Origin of the sequence: Mycobacterium sp. RTGN4 (genome assembly GCF_033804635.1) — a bacterium.
Classification (GTDB): Bacteria; Actinomycetota; Actinomycetes; order Mycobacteriales; family Mycobacteriaceae; genus Mycobacterium.
On the sequence record NZ_JAPZLB010000015.1, the window covers coordinates 65000 to 80284 of the forward strand.

The window sequence follows — 15285 nt, forward strand, 5'->3', positions numbered from 1 at the left end:
CAGCAATGGCGGGGTCGGTTCCGTGCGGTGTCCACACGCCGCTCTGTCGGTGACATCCACCCACGGTCCCAGCAGGCCCCGACATTGCCCACAACACCGTAACGAACCGCGTACCCGGCTGCCTGTAGAGCGCGAGTTACCGTTACTACTTCGTGTGCCCGGCTGTAGCGGCGAGCCAGTCGTTAGGGCCTCTGTACCGGAGCCGGAGGACGCCGTCGTGGTCGTAGATGGCATGCAGGACACCTTCGCGGTGCTTATTCAGGGCGATCTTGACCGTTCCGAGCCTGTCGAAGCCTGGTGACCACAGCGTTGCGGTGCCGTGGCCGTCCTCGTTGATGCGTAGCCACTCGCCGGGTGCCGGCGTCTCGCCGTCCCACTCGACGTCCTCGATGGCCAGGACGTGCTGGCCCCAGCGTCGGCGCCCGCGAACCCGTAGGCGGCGGGTGAACTCTACCCACGCGCCTCTGCTGGACTCAGTCGGCCAGGTCGGGTCGCCTGCGAGGAACGGGTCGAGGTTCTTGATCCACTCCCGCATCTCGGAGGTGTCGATGAAGTCGGCGTCGGTGTCGGCGACCGCCTTGATCGCCGCTGACCGGTGGTCGAACCCGGACCGGAGCAGGATCGCGGCCGGCCGGCTCAACGTGCCTGCCTCGAGCGCGGCTGACGCCGTGCCGGTCACGAGGGCGGCGGCAAGGTTGCCCTGTGCCTGCTCGTACACGCGCGCTGCCTCGATGCCCCACACGAGCCGGTAGATGATGTCGGACTCGATGAACTGAGCGACGTCCATCTGCTTCTCGTCCATCTCGCTCAGTGGCTGCCCGGCGAGCCACTGAGCGAGAACCGCGCGCCAGTCCGTCACCGGCACGGTCTGCGCGAACGTCGAGATGTTGAACACCTGCGCCGCGAGTTGAGCGAGCGTATCGGCGGCGTCCTCGAGGTCTCCGTCGGCGAGCGAGGCCTCCGCAGTTGTGGTCAGGTTCACGATCGTGTCAGCGGTCAACGCCAGCTCACCGCCGGCGTCGGCGCCGAGTCCTGCCCGGTACCATCCTTTTCGCTGGGCTGGTGTCGAGGTGTCCCAGAGGAACTGTGCCCGCTGCTCGACCACGGTCCGGATCAGCGTCGCGGCGCTGTCGTTCAGTCTATGCATTTGCCGCTCCCACAGGGAATCGCGCATGACGTCGGCGAGGACAGCGATGACGTCGGCCGGGTCTGCGCTCTCGTCGCCGATGACGCTGAGGATGGCGGTATCGAGCATCGCCAATGACGAGCGCCATGTCGCCGCGGCGGCGTCACGGTTCTCAACGTCTTCGCTGGCCACGACCGGGAACGACCAGTCGATGGTCCCGGTGAGATAGTCCACGAACGCGGCGACGCTGCCAGGGCCTACAGCTTCGTTCATCCGTTGCAGCAGCATCTTCCCGATGAGGATGAGCCCTGACTCGAGTGCGCGCGATCGTGCACCGTCGGTGAGCCGGATCCAGTTGGAGCGCTTGTAGTCATTCGGCTCGAACAGCGGATAAAGCACGAGCCCTTCGGTATCGACGAAGGCACGTCCTGCCCGTCCGATCACGTTCGCGAACTCCGAGCCCTTGAGCAGGGTCCGGTTGCGATGCAGCGAGGAGAACAGCACCACTGACGCTGACAGGTTCAGACCCTGGGCCAGGGTGGGTGAGGCGACGGTGACTTTAAGGATCCGCTGGTGCAGGAGCGCTTCGACCTCGCGGCGGAACGGGCCTGGAAGCGCGCCGTGGTGGATAGCGACGCCGAGGCGAAGGCACTTGAGAATGTCGTCGTCGGCGCCGAACCACTCGGTCCCGACAGCGATGGCGTTCGAGATGTCCACCTCCGCAGGCATCAGGGACGCAAGTAGCCCTTGGCGATGGAGCCTCACGATTAGCGCCGCGAGGGTGGCGACCGACACCCGCAACGGGCAGAAGATCAAGACGGTCTGTCCTTCTTCGACTAGCCGCCACGCGGTCGCCAAGGTCATCTCGTTCTGGTCGGACGGGAACGCCTTCCTTCGTGGCTTATTCGGGGTGACGGCCTCGAAGTAGCGGGGGATGAACGGCTGGTCCTCGCCGACGGTGACAGTGAGCCGTGCGTACCCATTGCGCCATTCGACGAGTCCGAACTGCTGCCGGGTTGGACGCCAGTCCTCCTTGTGGAGTCCGTCGTCAGCGTCATCGGTGATCCAACCGACGAAGTCGTCGAGCTCCTCGTTCTCGGGGAACACAGCGGATAGGCAGATGATGCGGCGGGTGTCCGCGTCGGCTCGTCGCAGGAGGCGCTGGATCTGGGCTTCGTACCTGACCTCGCGTTCCTCGGCGCCGATCATGTGGCCCTCATCGAGGACGACGACGCCGACATCATCCAGGACGCTCGGCTCGGATCGGATCGCGAAGTCGAGCTTCTCGGGTGTGGCGACAACGATGTCGCTCGATCGGAGCACGTCACCGTCCAGATCGTTCGCGCCCATGCTTCCGTACAGCGACGACACGGTCGCTCCGAGCGGTGCGAACGTCTCCTCGAGGATGCGTTCGGTCTGCGCGGACAGAGCACGCAGCGGGGTGACGTACACGGCGCGTCGCTTCTGCGCGAGGCATCGCAGGATGCACAGCTCGGCGATCCGTGTCTTCCCGGCGCTGGTGGGTAAGGCGACGACCAGATCGTCGGTGCTGTCGAAGATGCGGTCAACGACGTGAAGTTGGGAGGGCCACAGGTCGATCTCGGAGCGGTCCCGAGCCATGAGTGCTGCGATGTAGGTGTGCCGCAGTCGATGCCACAGACTCTCGGTGCCAACCGCCGTCCGTGTTGCCGGCGCGGGCCTGGCCCAGTCGGCAGATCCGGGCTCTCCGTCGTCCGATTCGTCCGCGCTGGTGTCGTCGGTGTCGTCGTCGTGCGGTGGATTGGTGGGAAGGTTGGCCCGGATGGAAGTCTGGTTGAGGTCGGCGATCATGTGTCGGGTCAGCCGGAACACCCACCATGGCCCTGGTGCGGCGATGTCGTTGCAGGCGTCCTCGCCGAGCCGCAGATCCGCGATCGATGCCGCGAGTAGGGCGCTGAGGTCGAATGCAATCGCGAACATCGCTGCCGAGACCGATGACAGGTAGTGCTCGCTCAAGAGCAGCGTGATCGGCCCGAGGTCGTCGAGGGCCTCCGGATCCTGTTCAGGGTCGAGCGCGGGGTCGCTGGCGCCCGCCTCCTCGTTGTCTTTGTCGGCTTGCGAGAGGGCTGCGGTGAGGGCGTCGTCCCTCAGCTCGGGCGACGACCGAATGCGCAGTGTGCGCTCCTCGATGCCGCCGAGGTCGCGCATGACCAGGTCGGCGAGGGTGAGTTCCATCGGCGAGAGCCGGCCGTTCGACCTGCTTGCCTCGACCAGTGAGAACGCGCGGGCCGCGTAGCCGGCCATGTGGCTGGCGGCGCCTGCTATGAGCCGGTGGAACGCGATTTCAGAGGTGTCGGGGTTAGCGTTGCGAGTGGCTGCCTCCAACGCGTATGAGGCTTGCAGGAACGCGTTACGGCTGATCGCGATCTGGTCGTCGATCGCCTCGTCGCTCGCATCGCTGGCCACGGGCGTCCCGGTCGCGTCCGAGTCGTCGTCCTCGTCCCAGTCCTCCGTGGAGTCCTCGTCCTCGGCGGAACGAGGTTCGGTGGCGGTGTAGACCTCCAGGATGCGCAGCGCGGTGCTCATCAGCGAGTAGCCGTACTCGAGTAGGTCGCGGTCGAGGTAGGCGCTGAAGCTCGGAGCGCCGTCGGGGAGGGTGCCCTCGCGGCGGATCATCGATTGGGCTTGGCCCCGGGCCAGCAGCCTGTTGCGGAACCCTGCTTCCGTCACCACGGTGAGCTGGGCTGCGAGGTCGGCGGCGTCACGGGGCACGATTGACCACCGCGTTGTAGCTCTTGGCGATGAAGTCCTGGTGGGCTCCGACGCGCACGGTCACGGTGGTCTGAGCGACGCGGCCCTCGTAAGCATTGAGGTCGTCGCGGACGTGGGTGACGGGGTGGTTCCCGGCGAAGATGAACATCACGTGGGCGAGCTGCTCGGGGCGGAGGCCATCGTTCTGCAACACGTCGTTGATGGCGTCGCTCAGATCTTCGTCGCGCTTCAGAAGTCGTTCGGCGAACTGGGTCAACGAGTGCGGGGAGGCCAGATCGCCGTTGCGGCGCAGCCCCTCTCTAGCCTCGGTGATCGTGGCCTTGCGGGCTTGGGCTCGACTCTTGGCCTCGACCTTGACCAGCTCCAGCGCCTGGCCGTTCAGGCGAGCGCCGAGGATGTCGTCGCCACGCAGCGCCCACTCCTGGTGGTCACGTTCGATCAGTCGACTCGGCCCGGTCGAGTAGCCGAGGGTGGTCTGCACGTAGGCGGTGCCGAGGATCTCGCCCATGTCGCCGGATCGGCCAATCTTAGTCTTGGGGACCTTGTTGCTCAGCAGGGTCGCGACCCCGCTCTTGCCATGCCGCTCCGCGATGCGCCTGAGGTTCATCTTCTTGGCGTAGGACCGTGGCAAGACGGTGGCAACGGCGTCGATGCCGGCGTCGTCGTCACGGGAGACGAGAACTCGCGCGGTGTACTTGCCGACTGCTTCGTTGTGGGGTGGTTCGCACCACGGTGTGAAGAAGTCGGTCAAGGTGCAGTTCCTCTGACTGGTCTAATGGTGGTGGAGCACGGTGGGTAAGTGCCGAGTGGAAGCCGTGGTCCAAGGACCCCGCGGGGACGACGGAGGTGGCGTAGCCCGGGGTCGTCATCGTTCGTTCCGGGCGCAGGGCCGGTGCCGACGCACATTCTACGGATCTCCATGACGACCAGCATCGCCTTGGCAGTGTCATACCCAGGTGTGAAACAGCTGGTCGCTGAATCCACGAGGCCGGTGAGACTCCGCACCACCGGCGAAAGCCGCCAGCGGGTCAACCAAGGCAGCGGAGTAGTCGCAGATCAGCCGCCAGGGGTATCTGACCAGGCGCCGCCGTCTCGCTTGATCATGGCGCGGGACGCGGCTCGATTCGAGAAACATTCGTCCTTGCCGAACCGACGTGTCTGCTGTGGGGCTTGGTCCCGACGCCGGATCTCGGCCTTCATAGGAACAAGCGGTATTGATACACGTTGTCATCAAGGTTCGGCACGTTCGACACGACCTCGGCAAGTTTTTGTGCATACCCCAACGTCACCGGAAATGGGTTGTATGGGCTGTCGTTGTTCCAGTCGAGCTTGGTCAGTGCCAAAATGTCTGCAGCGAGCAGGTTGAAGTCGCCTGAACCGGTGTGGCGAGTGAAGACGAGGGGCTTCGGCAGGTTCTTTCCGTCGGGGCTGAACCACTTACCACCCAGGCCCACCTGCGACGGTCCACGGGTCCAAAGCAACCCGCTATGTCCGTCGAACTGCTGAACGGTGCCGCGCTTGATGGCCATCGAGTTGGGTTCCGGGTCTGGCTTGCCCGCCTTCTTCAGGTCCACGCCAATCCAGCGCGATCGTTGAAGTGAGATGCACTCGATGTCTGCCGTCGCACCCCAGGCGTCGTACACGCCCTCGATCTCGTCGTCTCGCCACGGGTTCTCTTTATGGATGACGAACCGCCGAGGCATCTCGCCGGCGTGCCGCAGCCGGTACAAGTCGGCGGTGCGACTCATGACAGTGCGCATCTCTTCGCGTGAGAGGTGCGGGTTGTTTCGCGGGCCTCGATCACCGGGTCCGAGGTTGTATGCGACGAACTCAAGCCCTCCACCTTGGGAGTCGAACACCTGGGAGCAGCACGTCACGTACTCGTTCCTTGTGCCGCCGCGGATGGCGTAATGAAGTCCAACGTACGCAGTCGTGGTCTTAGTCGTAGGGGTAATACGCCAGGGGATGCCGCCGGCCTTCGCGAAGAAGGCAAGGGAGAGCCGCCAGGCGGTCGAACACCATTGTGTGCTCGATAGCGCCGAGTTCTCCCACAGACACTGAACCGGGATGCCTAGAGGAGCGACGGCGGCCTTGATGCGGTCGTGAAGGTCGTACTGGCCGCCTGGCGACCTTCGCAGCGACTCCCACTGCGTCGGCAGCAAGACGGCGATGACGTCCCACTGCTCCCGGATGTCACGTAGACCGTGGATGGCGCGAATCAAGGCGTTCGTGAGGTTCGTGTGGGGGTCGGCGTCGCCCTGTCCGGGAGCGTTCATCATGACGTTCGAATGGCACTGCTGGTTGACGGAGCCGGCGAGACGCACGCCAAAGGCCCCCTCGAACCCCGGGAACTCGGGGACATACTGTCGTCGGTCGTTCGGTGTCGCCTTGTCGTGCAGTCGCTTGAGGAAGTCGAACAGCCTCTGCTGCTGTTCTGGAACGGCGATGGTTGCGACCCTCAATATGTCACCAGTAGGGAAGGGTGAGTGCGGGCCGTGAACCAACATCCCCTCGAGTGGGTTCTGGTGTCGTCCCCGCGTCGGGACTTGACGGGTTCCGAAAACGAGTGGTCGATCGGCGATCCGGGTGAACGCAGCCAGCGCCGAGTCCGCCTGAACGAGTATTGCGGGCGCTGTCATGCTGGCCTGCTGTATGCGTTGGTGTGACCGATGACGATGCGCCCCAATTGCACGCCGGCCGTCGAGTTGATGGTCAGTTCTGTTGGCTCCCGTGGCGCCAGGAGCACCGACCATGCAGCGATCAATGTTGCCCAGGTTTCGTTCTTGCGGCGTTTGGCCCAAACTTCGCTTCGCCAAGGGCTTGCGGGGTCGAAATCATCTCGCCTGCGAGGATCGCCGACCTTTGTCTCGGGTTCCGGGAGCGGTGCGATCCAGGTCCACGGCCGAAACAGCAGCCAGTCTCGGCCGGCACGCCTGTCGAACGAGAGCATTACCATCTCCGCCCAACGCCTGTCGCCGCCGCGCTCGGTCTGTCCGTACTTCGCGTCGAGGTACCCGAACAGCGAACCCTCGTAGGCGCGGTTCATCTTCGTCCGAATGCTCTGGAAGGTGGCGGGCTCGCCGTCGTGACTCCCATCGAGGATCAGATTGGGGGAGCCGCCTCCTGCGACCTGCACCCAAACGGGCGCGACCTCGGCGACGGCACGGCCAAGCAGCTGTAGCAAGAGGTTCTGATGATGACGCGGTGCATCGGGAGCGAGAAGGTTTAGCTCGACTTGCTCCGCCGGGCCAGGCGTGCCTCGTTCAGCCAGGTTCGGGTCCGCGCGCAAGCAACCCAGTGCCGCATCTGGTTCGCCGAGGCACAAGACCTCACCGGGCCCACCGACCACGATTGGCCATTCTTCGCGGGGGCCAAACGCCCTCCTCACCTCTCCTCGACGCCAAGCACTCGGGATGACGACGCGAGCCACAGTGAACGACGCCTCCAGAAGCTGAAGCGCATTGAAACGAAGGACTGGCCAACTCTGCCTGCTCGTAGGAAGTGCTGCGGGCGCAGACCGTGGCTTCGGGTGCAGTCGGTTGAAGTACTCGCGCATCGCATCGTCCACTGTCACCTGTCGTGAGAGCGCGGTCATCGTTTCGTCGAAGCTGGGTGCGACGACGAGCGCCGTCGACACGCTGTTCGCCGCCGCGGCTCGGAGCAGGGCCTCGACTCTGGGTGCAGGAGTCTCGCCGGGCCGAGTGAGCCACCAGATGCCATGTGGCCAGCCGTCCGGAACGGTCGCAGCCTCGGTCAGCATGTCCATGACCGACTCGTCCCTACCGCTGTACCCGGTGACGATCAGACCGAACTGCCGGCTCGCATCTACGACAAACCGTCGCAGCGCGTCTTCTTGTGTGCGCAGTTCATCGTCGGTGTTCATCAGGCGCTTCTCTCGAAAATCTCCGTGGAGGTTCAGAACTAGGGGCCATTGATGGTTCTGCAGCGCGATCGTTGCGCGCGCTGTGGAGTCCAGGCCGGCGACGTTCAGTTCCCGGCCAAGGTCCTGGTTCAGGTCTGTCCCCGCTCGTTGGGCTTCGGCAAAGCTCTTCTCCAGAAGGCGGTCGAAGTTCGTCGTGATGACCAAGTCGCATGCCCCGGAGACGATCAACCCTCCGAAGACCCGCTGGGCGAAACCGGGCTTCGCGCCCTCGATCAGGTTTTGAAGTAGTGCCTTCCGTGCGCTCGGTTCCGGCAAGCAAAGCTCGAACGCTGCCGAATAGTCGCCGGTGCTTCCCAGCGGTGGCATTCCGTTCGCGTCGTCAAAGAAGTTATGCACCCGTTCGACCAGTGCTGGGTCGGTCTCATCCAGGTCCTGACGGACCAGCTGGTGGACTGCCGCGTATCGGTCGAACAGGAGCCGGTCTCTGATGGAGCTTGCGAGTGGCACACCGGCCGAGGCACTAGCTCCCGCCCCGAGGAGCCACGCGAACCGCGAACGTTGAACGGCCCAGGTCGTCGAGAACTCCTCCAGCGTCACCAAGCGCACGCCGTCAGCGATGAGAGCATCAGGTGCCGTCGCTGCATCCGCCGTGCTCACATCACGCTCCACTCGTTTGGGGACTCTGGACAACACCCTACGAACTGCCTCGTCGATACCGGGACATTCACTCGTCACTTCGGCCTCGAGTGTTCGCTCCAGTACAGCTGATGGGATCCGACCAGGGTCCGTCAACGGTTCAGGAACGGCGCTACTCGGGGCTGCCCGGGTGTCCTTTTACTAGTAGCGCGGGCTCTTCCCGCTCTATATAGAGGAGTTCCCGTAGCTGTCAGGCATCGTCGCTAGCACTCGGCAACGTCGTGAATCTGCCCAGACGTCGCAGGTTCGAATCCTGTCCCCGCTACTATGTCCCCGCTACTAGTGTCCCGGCTGCCGTCCGTTGCGGGATCCACTGGACACAACTTGGCAAGGTCGAGCGGGGCTCTCAAGCACGGGCGCAAGCTGTTCAGGCAGGGCGTCCAAAGCCAGATTCCAGCATAAATAAGGACAAAAAGAGTCAAAAGAAGTAGAGAGTGAAGCCAGTTGACTAGCGAGGAACGCCAGCGACGACACCCGCACCCGGCCGAGGATCTCGACCTTCGCGATCAGGCAAGCAGGCCTACGACAAACGGAGTTGATGTCAAGCAGGCCAAGAAAGTTCAAGACGGAAGGCCGAAGCCCTCCGAGCCAGTCAAGACTACGCCGGCCACGACTAAATCGAACTGACATTCTGAGCTCCGGCGCCGCGTTTGTGGGCGCGCCCAACATGGCAGCCTACGGCGCCACCAAAGTATTTGATCTGGTTTTTGCAGAGTCGCTCTGGACAGAGCTTCGAGGCCGCGGGATTGATGCAGTGGCGAACTTCGCGGTGCCTTTCATTGCGGTTTCCCGCCATGGAACCGTCCTCCCTGCGGGACCAGCGGTGCCGCGACCAGAGGTGTCCGCCGGCAGGGCCAAACCCCGCCAGGAAGAATGACGTTCTGGAACTCATGGATGTCGACCGTCGCGTAATTCCGCCGGGGTGTCTGTCAGGTAATTCCGCCACCGGTGGGCCTCGGGTGTAGGTCTACCGGGCTGGCTTGGTGTTGTCTACTGGCGCGATAGCGCCGGGTCTTTTTCGGGGTCGGTAGCTGGGTCCGTCCATTAGGATTTGGTGGCTGGTGTTGATCAACCGGTCGAGTAGCGATTCGGCGACGACGGGGTTGGGGAACAGGTTGTACCAGTCCTTGGGTGAGCGGTTGGAAGTCAGGATGAGCGGTCTGCCGTTGACGGCGCGGTCGGAGATCAGCTCGTAGAGGTCGTCGGCGTGCATGGCGGTGTGCTCGCGCATGGCGAAGTCGTCGAGGATCAGCACCAGTGGTTTGGTGTATTCGCGGATGCGTTGGCCCCAGGTGCGATCAGCGTGTCCGCCGGCAAGGTCGGAGAGGACGCGGGAGGTCTTGGCGAAGCGGACGTCGCCACCGCGTCGGGCCACGGCGTGTCCAAGTGCTTGTGCCATATGGGTTTTCCCAACTCCGACGGGCCCGTAGAGGATGACCGACTCGGCGGCGTCGAGCCAGCGCAGTGCGGCCAGGTCGCGCAGCATCGCTGCTGGGAGTTTGGTGTTGGCGCTGAAGTCGAAGGATTCGAAGGTCGATTGTTCCTCGAAGCGGGCTCGGCGGATACGTCTGGTCAGGGCGGCGGATTCGCGGCGGGCGATTTCGTCTTCGCAGAGCACTTGCAGGAAGTCCAGGTGCCCCAGGGTGCCGTCGCGGGTCTGGGCCAGCCGGGCATCGAGGGTGTCGAGCATGCCGGTGAGTTTGAGAGTGCGTAGCGCATTGCGCAGTGCCGGGTCGAGGATGTTCATGGCAGTAGTTCTCCCTTTGAAATCGAATAGTGCTGGCTGACAGATGGATACGGAACCGGAGTTACGCGGTCTCGCCGGTGCTGTCGGTGTCGAATGCTTGCGGGCCACGCAGATGGGCCGCGGTGTGCGGGGCGGTGGGTGTGGTCATTGCGTCGAGTTCGGTGCCGGCAGCGAGGATGCCCTTGATGGTGCGGTAACTGGGGTCACCTACCGCGATCGCGCGGGCGCACGCCGCCTCCAGACGCAGATCGCCGACGGTCTTGCGGAACGCCAGCACCCCCTGGGCGCTGCGCAGTCGGTGGATGGCGTTGATGGCCATGAACTCGGCGATGACGTGGGTGCAGGCCGGTCCGACCTCGGCGGCCGCGCGGCGGCACCAGGTGGGATTGCGCAGGGTGAAGGCGATCTTCTCCGGCGGGTAGTGCTCGAAGTCGGTGGCCCGCCCGCCGTGGTGAGTGACATGGGTGGCCACGACATCACCGTTGTGCACGATCTGCACCACGTCCCCGCAGGTGCGGGCATGGACCTGCTGGCCCATCAGCCGCCACGGCACCGAGTAGAGCGCCTTGCCGACCTTGACGTGACAATCGGTGGCGACCTTGCCCGTCGACCACACCGCGAGCTGGAAATCATTGCGCGGCAACGCCAACAGGGCATGTCGCTCGACGGTGGAGAATATGAACCCAGGCTCTTGGCCGTCCAGGGACCGAGACTTACGCACCCCGGCGACCTCACGACACCAGACCTGCGCGGCGGCCTGCATCTGTTCTAGCGAGGTGAACTCCCGGCCGCGCCAGAACGAGTCCCGGACGTACTGCATAGGCCGCTCCACGCGCGGTTTGTCCTTCGGTTTGCCCGCCCGCGCCGGGTCGATCAGGCAGCCGTAGTGGGCGCCCAGCTCGGCGTAGGCCTTGTTGATCTTCGGGTCATACAGGTCCGGCCGGGCCACACCGGTCTTCAAGTTGTCCGGGACCAGCCTGGTCGGGACCCCGCCGAAGAACTCGAACGCTGCCACATGTGATGCGCACCAGGAGGATTGATGCATCTTGAGGACCGGTTGGACGAACAGATGCCGCGAATGAGCCAGCACCATCACGAACGCCCACACCGCGACCCGTCGACCACTGACCGGATCCAACCACATCCCCAGGCGGCCATAGTCGATCTGCGCTTCGCTGCCCGGCGCCACCGGCCCGCGGGCCACGGTCACCTTCTCCCGGATGACGTCCTCGGACAGGTTAGCCGAAATCCATCTCCGCACTGAGGATTCCGACGCCGCAACGCCATAGTCATCACGTAGCCGCTGCGCCACCGTCGCCGCACTCACCTCAGCTTTGAGCCAGTCACGGATCAGGTCGCGATGCACCTCGATCCCCGGCCACGTCGTGGCACGCAGACCCGGATCGGTGACCTCAGGAAACCACCGTCCGACACGCGCCGCCCACGCCGCCTCGGTGACCGGGTCCCCGCCGGGAGTCAGTGACTCGGCGATCGCCGGCGCTAGATACTTCGCGATCGTCTTGCGGTCGATGCCCAAACTCTCCGCGAGCTGGCGCTGGGACCGACCCGCATGCCAATGGGTGAACAACTCGATCAGGTCGAACACGTCGAAACTTCTCCTCGCCATCGGCGCCCTTCCCCACGAGTCGATCCGTGAGTCGAGCGAACCTGTGTGCGAGGCCCACAACCGGCTGCCACACCGCCCCGGGTGGGGGAATTACGTGACAGACGGGGTGGAGGAATTCCGTGACGGACAACCCCTCAAGCTGGGGGAATTACGTGACTGCTGACACATGGATAATGACGATTGTCCATGGGATCGCATTGGATGCCTTGGGGGACATTTGGATTGGGATGGCAGCCGCTCGAAGTGTCTACGTGCGCGTCGACCCTATGCCTCGCCAGTCGACGACCGCAACGGTGGTACGGGTGAACGTGTCGTCACCTGGTGACGCGTTGGTTCGCCCCCACGCTTAGCGGTCGGATGAGGCATGCTCGTTTGGGCGACCGTGTGCGCGAACCGGTCGGTTCCGGCCACCGTGATCAGCTCGGCCTCGGTCTCGTCGTCGCCGTCGAACTCCACGAATCGTCTCGCCTCAATCAGACTGAGCTGCCCGGCTTCTAGAGCGGTCATGGCTTTCTGGGAGTCGATGGCCACCCGGGCCGCGGCGACAGGGTCGTTGGTCGTCGACAGACCCTTGGCGGGGTGAGTATCTGTCTGACCTGCGATTACAGGATTCCTGTAACAGGATTTCTGTAACGCATATCGTGTAACGCGATTCCTGTAATCGCAGCTCAGCTACATCAACCGGAGAGGTGGTCGTCAGGCTCGCAGCTGAAGCGAATCGGGCTGAGTGCGCCGACCAGAACTCGACACGTCGATCCTTTCGCGCCCTCTGCGAGCCCCCCGCTGCGCCCAGAGTGTGCCAAGCCGCGCAACAACGAGCCGCGAAGCGGTGGACACGGTGACACATCTGGGACTCACAGCCTGGACAAATCGATGTCGAGGCAACTTCGTGGGACCATGCAGACGCCTTGCGGCAGCTTTACACACCAGCGGTCGGCGGTTCGATACCCTCCGCGCCCACCAACGAAAATTCCTGGTAGACAGTGGTTTTCCGGCTCAGAACCTCATCCTCGCCGAACCCCCGCTAGGCCGACAATAGGCCTACGGTTCTCACGGCGGCGGCAAGCGCAGATCGGCAACCGTCAAGTCCTCCCGGTCACCCCACTCGGGGAGCCACCAGGGGACGTACCAGCCTGTGACGGGGTGGTCGTCGGGTATGTCTGGGCTGTCCTCCAGAATCCCACCGACGTGGCGCACCCCCCGCACCACCTGAATCAGCCAGTACTCCTTATTGAGCGCCTGCCACAGTTCCTGCTCGGTGACCGAATCGCGGTGCCGTGACTGCTGCGACCATTCGTCATCGCGCCAGCTAAGGCCGAGCGAGTCGCCCCGACCCCGGCGTTGTTCGCCCTCGACACCGAGCCGCATGAAGTGCAGCGTTCGGTTCGGCATCTCACCCTCGACGTCTTCGAGGTAGAGCATGTGCCCGAACTTGTGGCGGACGTTGCTCACCTCTGCAGCAGTGCGAGCCCATTGGTCGTGCGGGTGTCGAACGCGGAGGCTGACGGCCATCTCGCGCAGCGTCTTGGCCAACTTGTCCGACCCGGCCCACTCGGCATCCGGCCCGGCGTCGGTGAAGCTGTTGAAGTTGACCTGCGCCCGCACCAGTTCCCACCCGCCGATCACCGTGAGCACCGTCCGCTCAAGGTTCTCCGACGGCTGCAATAGCTCGCGCACGTCGTAACGGGGTCGTTGGTCTGCCACGTCGGGCAGCCTAGGCCTCGGTGGGGACAGTCAGGTTGAGGTGTCGCCGACGCTCCGCGACCGACCGAGTAGCGCATCGCCCGCCGACGCCAGCGCGTCGTCATAGACATGGCCGTAGACCCGCAGCGTGATCGCCGGGTCATGCCCGAGCCACTTGGCCGTCGCCGACGGCGTGGTGCCACCGTCGAGCAGCATCGTGGCGGCGGTGTGCCGAACGTCGTGCAGCCTGATCACCGGCACCCCCGCCGCCGCGCAGTGGGCGGCACTATCCGCCTCCTGCGCGTCCTTCACCGGATCATCTATCACCAGCAGGCCGGCACCGAAACCCGTAACGCCGCTGTTGATTCCGGTCGCCAGCAGCCCTCCGGCGTGGCCCTCGACCCGCCATCGGCCCACTAGGCGGGCGTCCTGGCTGAGCTTGATGCCCAGGTAGTCCGAGTGCTCGGCAATGATGCGCCGGGCCTCGCGGCTGTGCGCCTGGGCAAGATCGTCGGAGTAGCCGACGATGACCACTTCGAGGTCGCGGCAGGGGTGATGCCGAGGCCCGCAGCGCCGGGCTGCGCCAGGCTCTTGAGGTCGGCACCTGCCGGGTGGCCGGTCACCTGCCCGACTTCGAGGCGCAGGCGGTGGCATGGCAATCGGGCCAGCACCAGCCTGATTCGCTGGCCGCTGCGACGGTCTGCTTCGACGTGCTCGCGCACTCGATCGGCCAGCAATGGCATTTCGTGTCTCCGCTCGACGCCGCGCGCCGCGCCCGAGAGAGCAATATGCCGCCGCCGCCCGCCTGGATGCGGCGTCGGCTCGGCAGGTAAGGGGAAGTCGGTTCAGAGCTGTGACGGCCAGGTGCCGACATCCCACCTGTTGATGGTCCAGTAGGAGTTCGCAATCTCGCTTGCGGGAGCGGTGAACGACAGTTCGCACACCGTTGTTTCACCAGCTCGGGGTCGGTCGTTTTGACACGTCACCTTGGGGTCCGTGCCATGAGACTCGTCCTGTTCATTCTCGGGTGCTGTCGTGCCCGGCGTGAAAATGAACGACTGGCTTCCTGCGAGTCCTTCGTCAAAGCCCTTGTCCTCAACCCGATGCACGGTCACCTTGCTCGTGATCGTGACATTCTTTCCGCCGTCTTTGGTGGTGAGCTGCGGAGGGGCGCTGACCGCGAACTGGTACTCGGTGAACGCCCCACCAGACGGCACCGGCGTCAGCTGGCCGAACGGCACTCTGTCATAGGCCGAACTCGGCCATTGGCCGTCCGTAGGTGCACTGGCCCAGGGCGCGTTCAGCTCGCTGGGTTGGGAGGACGGCTCGCTGCGGCTGCTGCTGTCGTTAGAGTGGTCACCGCTGCTACAGGCGTGAATCATCAAACCGAATAGGACGACTGCCGCCAGCAACCAAAGGAACGGGTGCTTGGTCCTGCGATTGCCCCCGCTGCGGCGGCGGCGTCCACCGCCAATGGTCTTGGTGTCATAGAGTCCGGCTCCCGGAACCCGAACGGTGCGGCGCGCACGCCCATCAGCTCCGAGGCTCAGCCGAAAGGGACCGCCGCCCACACTGCTCGACAGACCCCGCTGACTCAGAGTGAAGCGGAACGGCCCCGATTTCTTGGACTTCCGGAACTGAACCACGACTACCCCCCAATGAATGGCGCTGAGCCTATACAGGTGGTCTTCCACCCAAGGCCGATTGACGCATTGCGCTGCGCTGCGCTGTAATCACCCCTGGCGTCGCGGCATTATCGGTGTGCGCTCGTA

9 protein-coding genes and 2 pseudogenes are annotated in these 15285 nt (G+C 64.4%); 1 reads left to right on the forward strand and 10 read right to left on the reverse strand.

Going from position 1 to position 15285, the window contains the following annotated elements; genetic code table 11:
• Positions 1 to 145: 145 nt before the first annotated feature.
• The 8 genes from SLQ30_RS26330 to SLQ30_RS26370 all read right to left on the reverse strand — a co-directional run bounded on the left by SLQ30_RS26330 (position 146) and on the right by SLQ30_RS26370 (position 14047).
• Complete coding sequence (locus SLQ30_RS26330) at positions 146 to 3877, reverse strand: DEAD/DEAH box helicase (protein WP_319449778.1); 3732 nt, start codon at positions 3875 to 3877, stop codon at positions 146 to 148.
• Complete coding sequence (locus SLQ30_RS26335) at positions 3867 to 4628, reverse strand: Hachiman antiphage defense system protein HamA (RefSeq protein ID WP_319449777.1); 762 nt, start codon at positions 4626 to 4628, stop codon at positions 3867 to 3869. Before SLQ30_RS26335 ends, SLQ30_RS26330 begins: the two co-directional genes overlap by 11 nt.
• Before the next feature lie 445 nt (positions 4629 to 5073).
• Positions 5074 to 6339, reverse strand: coding sequence for a hypothetical protein (locus SLQ30_RS26340; RefSeq protein WP_319449776.1), 1266 nt, complete (start codon positions 6337 to 6339; stop codon positions 5074 to 5076).
• Positions 6340 to 6512: 173 nt separating this feature from the next.
• On the reverse strand, positions 6513 to 8417 hold the full coding sequence (locus SLQ30_RS26345; protein WP_319449775.1) for an SIR2 family protein: 1905 nt from the start codon (positions 8415 to 8417) through the stop codon (positions 6513 to 6515).
• A 1006-nt stretch (positions 8418 to 9423) separates the two neighbouring features.
• Positions 9424 to 10203, reverse strand: a complete 780-nt coding sequence (istB, locus tag SLQ30_RS26355; protein WP_319449774.1) for an IS21-like element helper ATPase IstB — start codon at positions 10201 to 10203, stop codon at positions 9424 to 9426.
• A gap of 61 nt (positions 10204 to 10264) precedes the next feature.
• Positions 10265 to 11809, reverse strand: coding sequence for an IS21 family transposase (istA, locus tag SLQ30_RS26360; RefSeq protein ID WP_319449838.1), 1545 nt, complete (start codon positions 11807 to 11809; stop codon positions 10265 to 10267).
• A 1071-nt stretch (positions 11810 to 12880) separates the two neighbouring features.
• Positions 12881 to 13534 carry a hypothetical protein gene (locus SLQ30_RS26365; protein WP_319449773.1) on the reverse strand — a complete coding sequence of 218 codons (654 nt, stop codon included), beginning with the start codon at positions 13532 to 13534 and terminating at the stop codon, positions 12881 to 12883.
• Between the two features lie 30 nt (positions 13535 to 13564).
• The gene (locus SLQ30_RS26370; RefSeq protein WP_319449772.1) at positions 13565 to 14047 is read right to left on the reverse strand and encodes a hypothetical protein; all 483 of its coding nucleotides are present in this window, start codon (positions 14045 to 14047) and stop codon (positions 13565 to 13567) included.
• A 5-nt stretch (positions 14048 to 14052) separates the two neighbouring features.
• Here SLQ30_RS26370 and SLQ30_RS26375 point away from each other — a divergent pair.
• Positions 14053 to 14346: pseudogene (locus SLQ30_RS26375) on the forward strand (hypothetical protein); the annotation flags it as partial.
• Positions 14347 to 14358: 12 nt separating this feature from the next.
• Here SLQ30_RS26375 and SLQ30_RS26380 read toward each other — a convergent pair.
• The gene (locus tag SLQ30_RS26380) at positions 14359 to 14754 is read right to left on the reverse strand and encodes a hypothetical protein (RefSeq protein ID WP_319449771.1); all 396 of its coding nucleotides are present in this window, start codon (positions 14752 to 14754) and stop codon (positions 14359 to 14361) included.
• 252 nt (positions 14755 to 15006) lie between these two features.
• Positions 15007 to 15207, reverse strand: a pseudogene (locus SLQ30_RS33180) (DUF4236 domain-containing protein); the annotation flags it as partial.
• Positions 15208 to 15285: the final 78 nt, after the last annotated feature.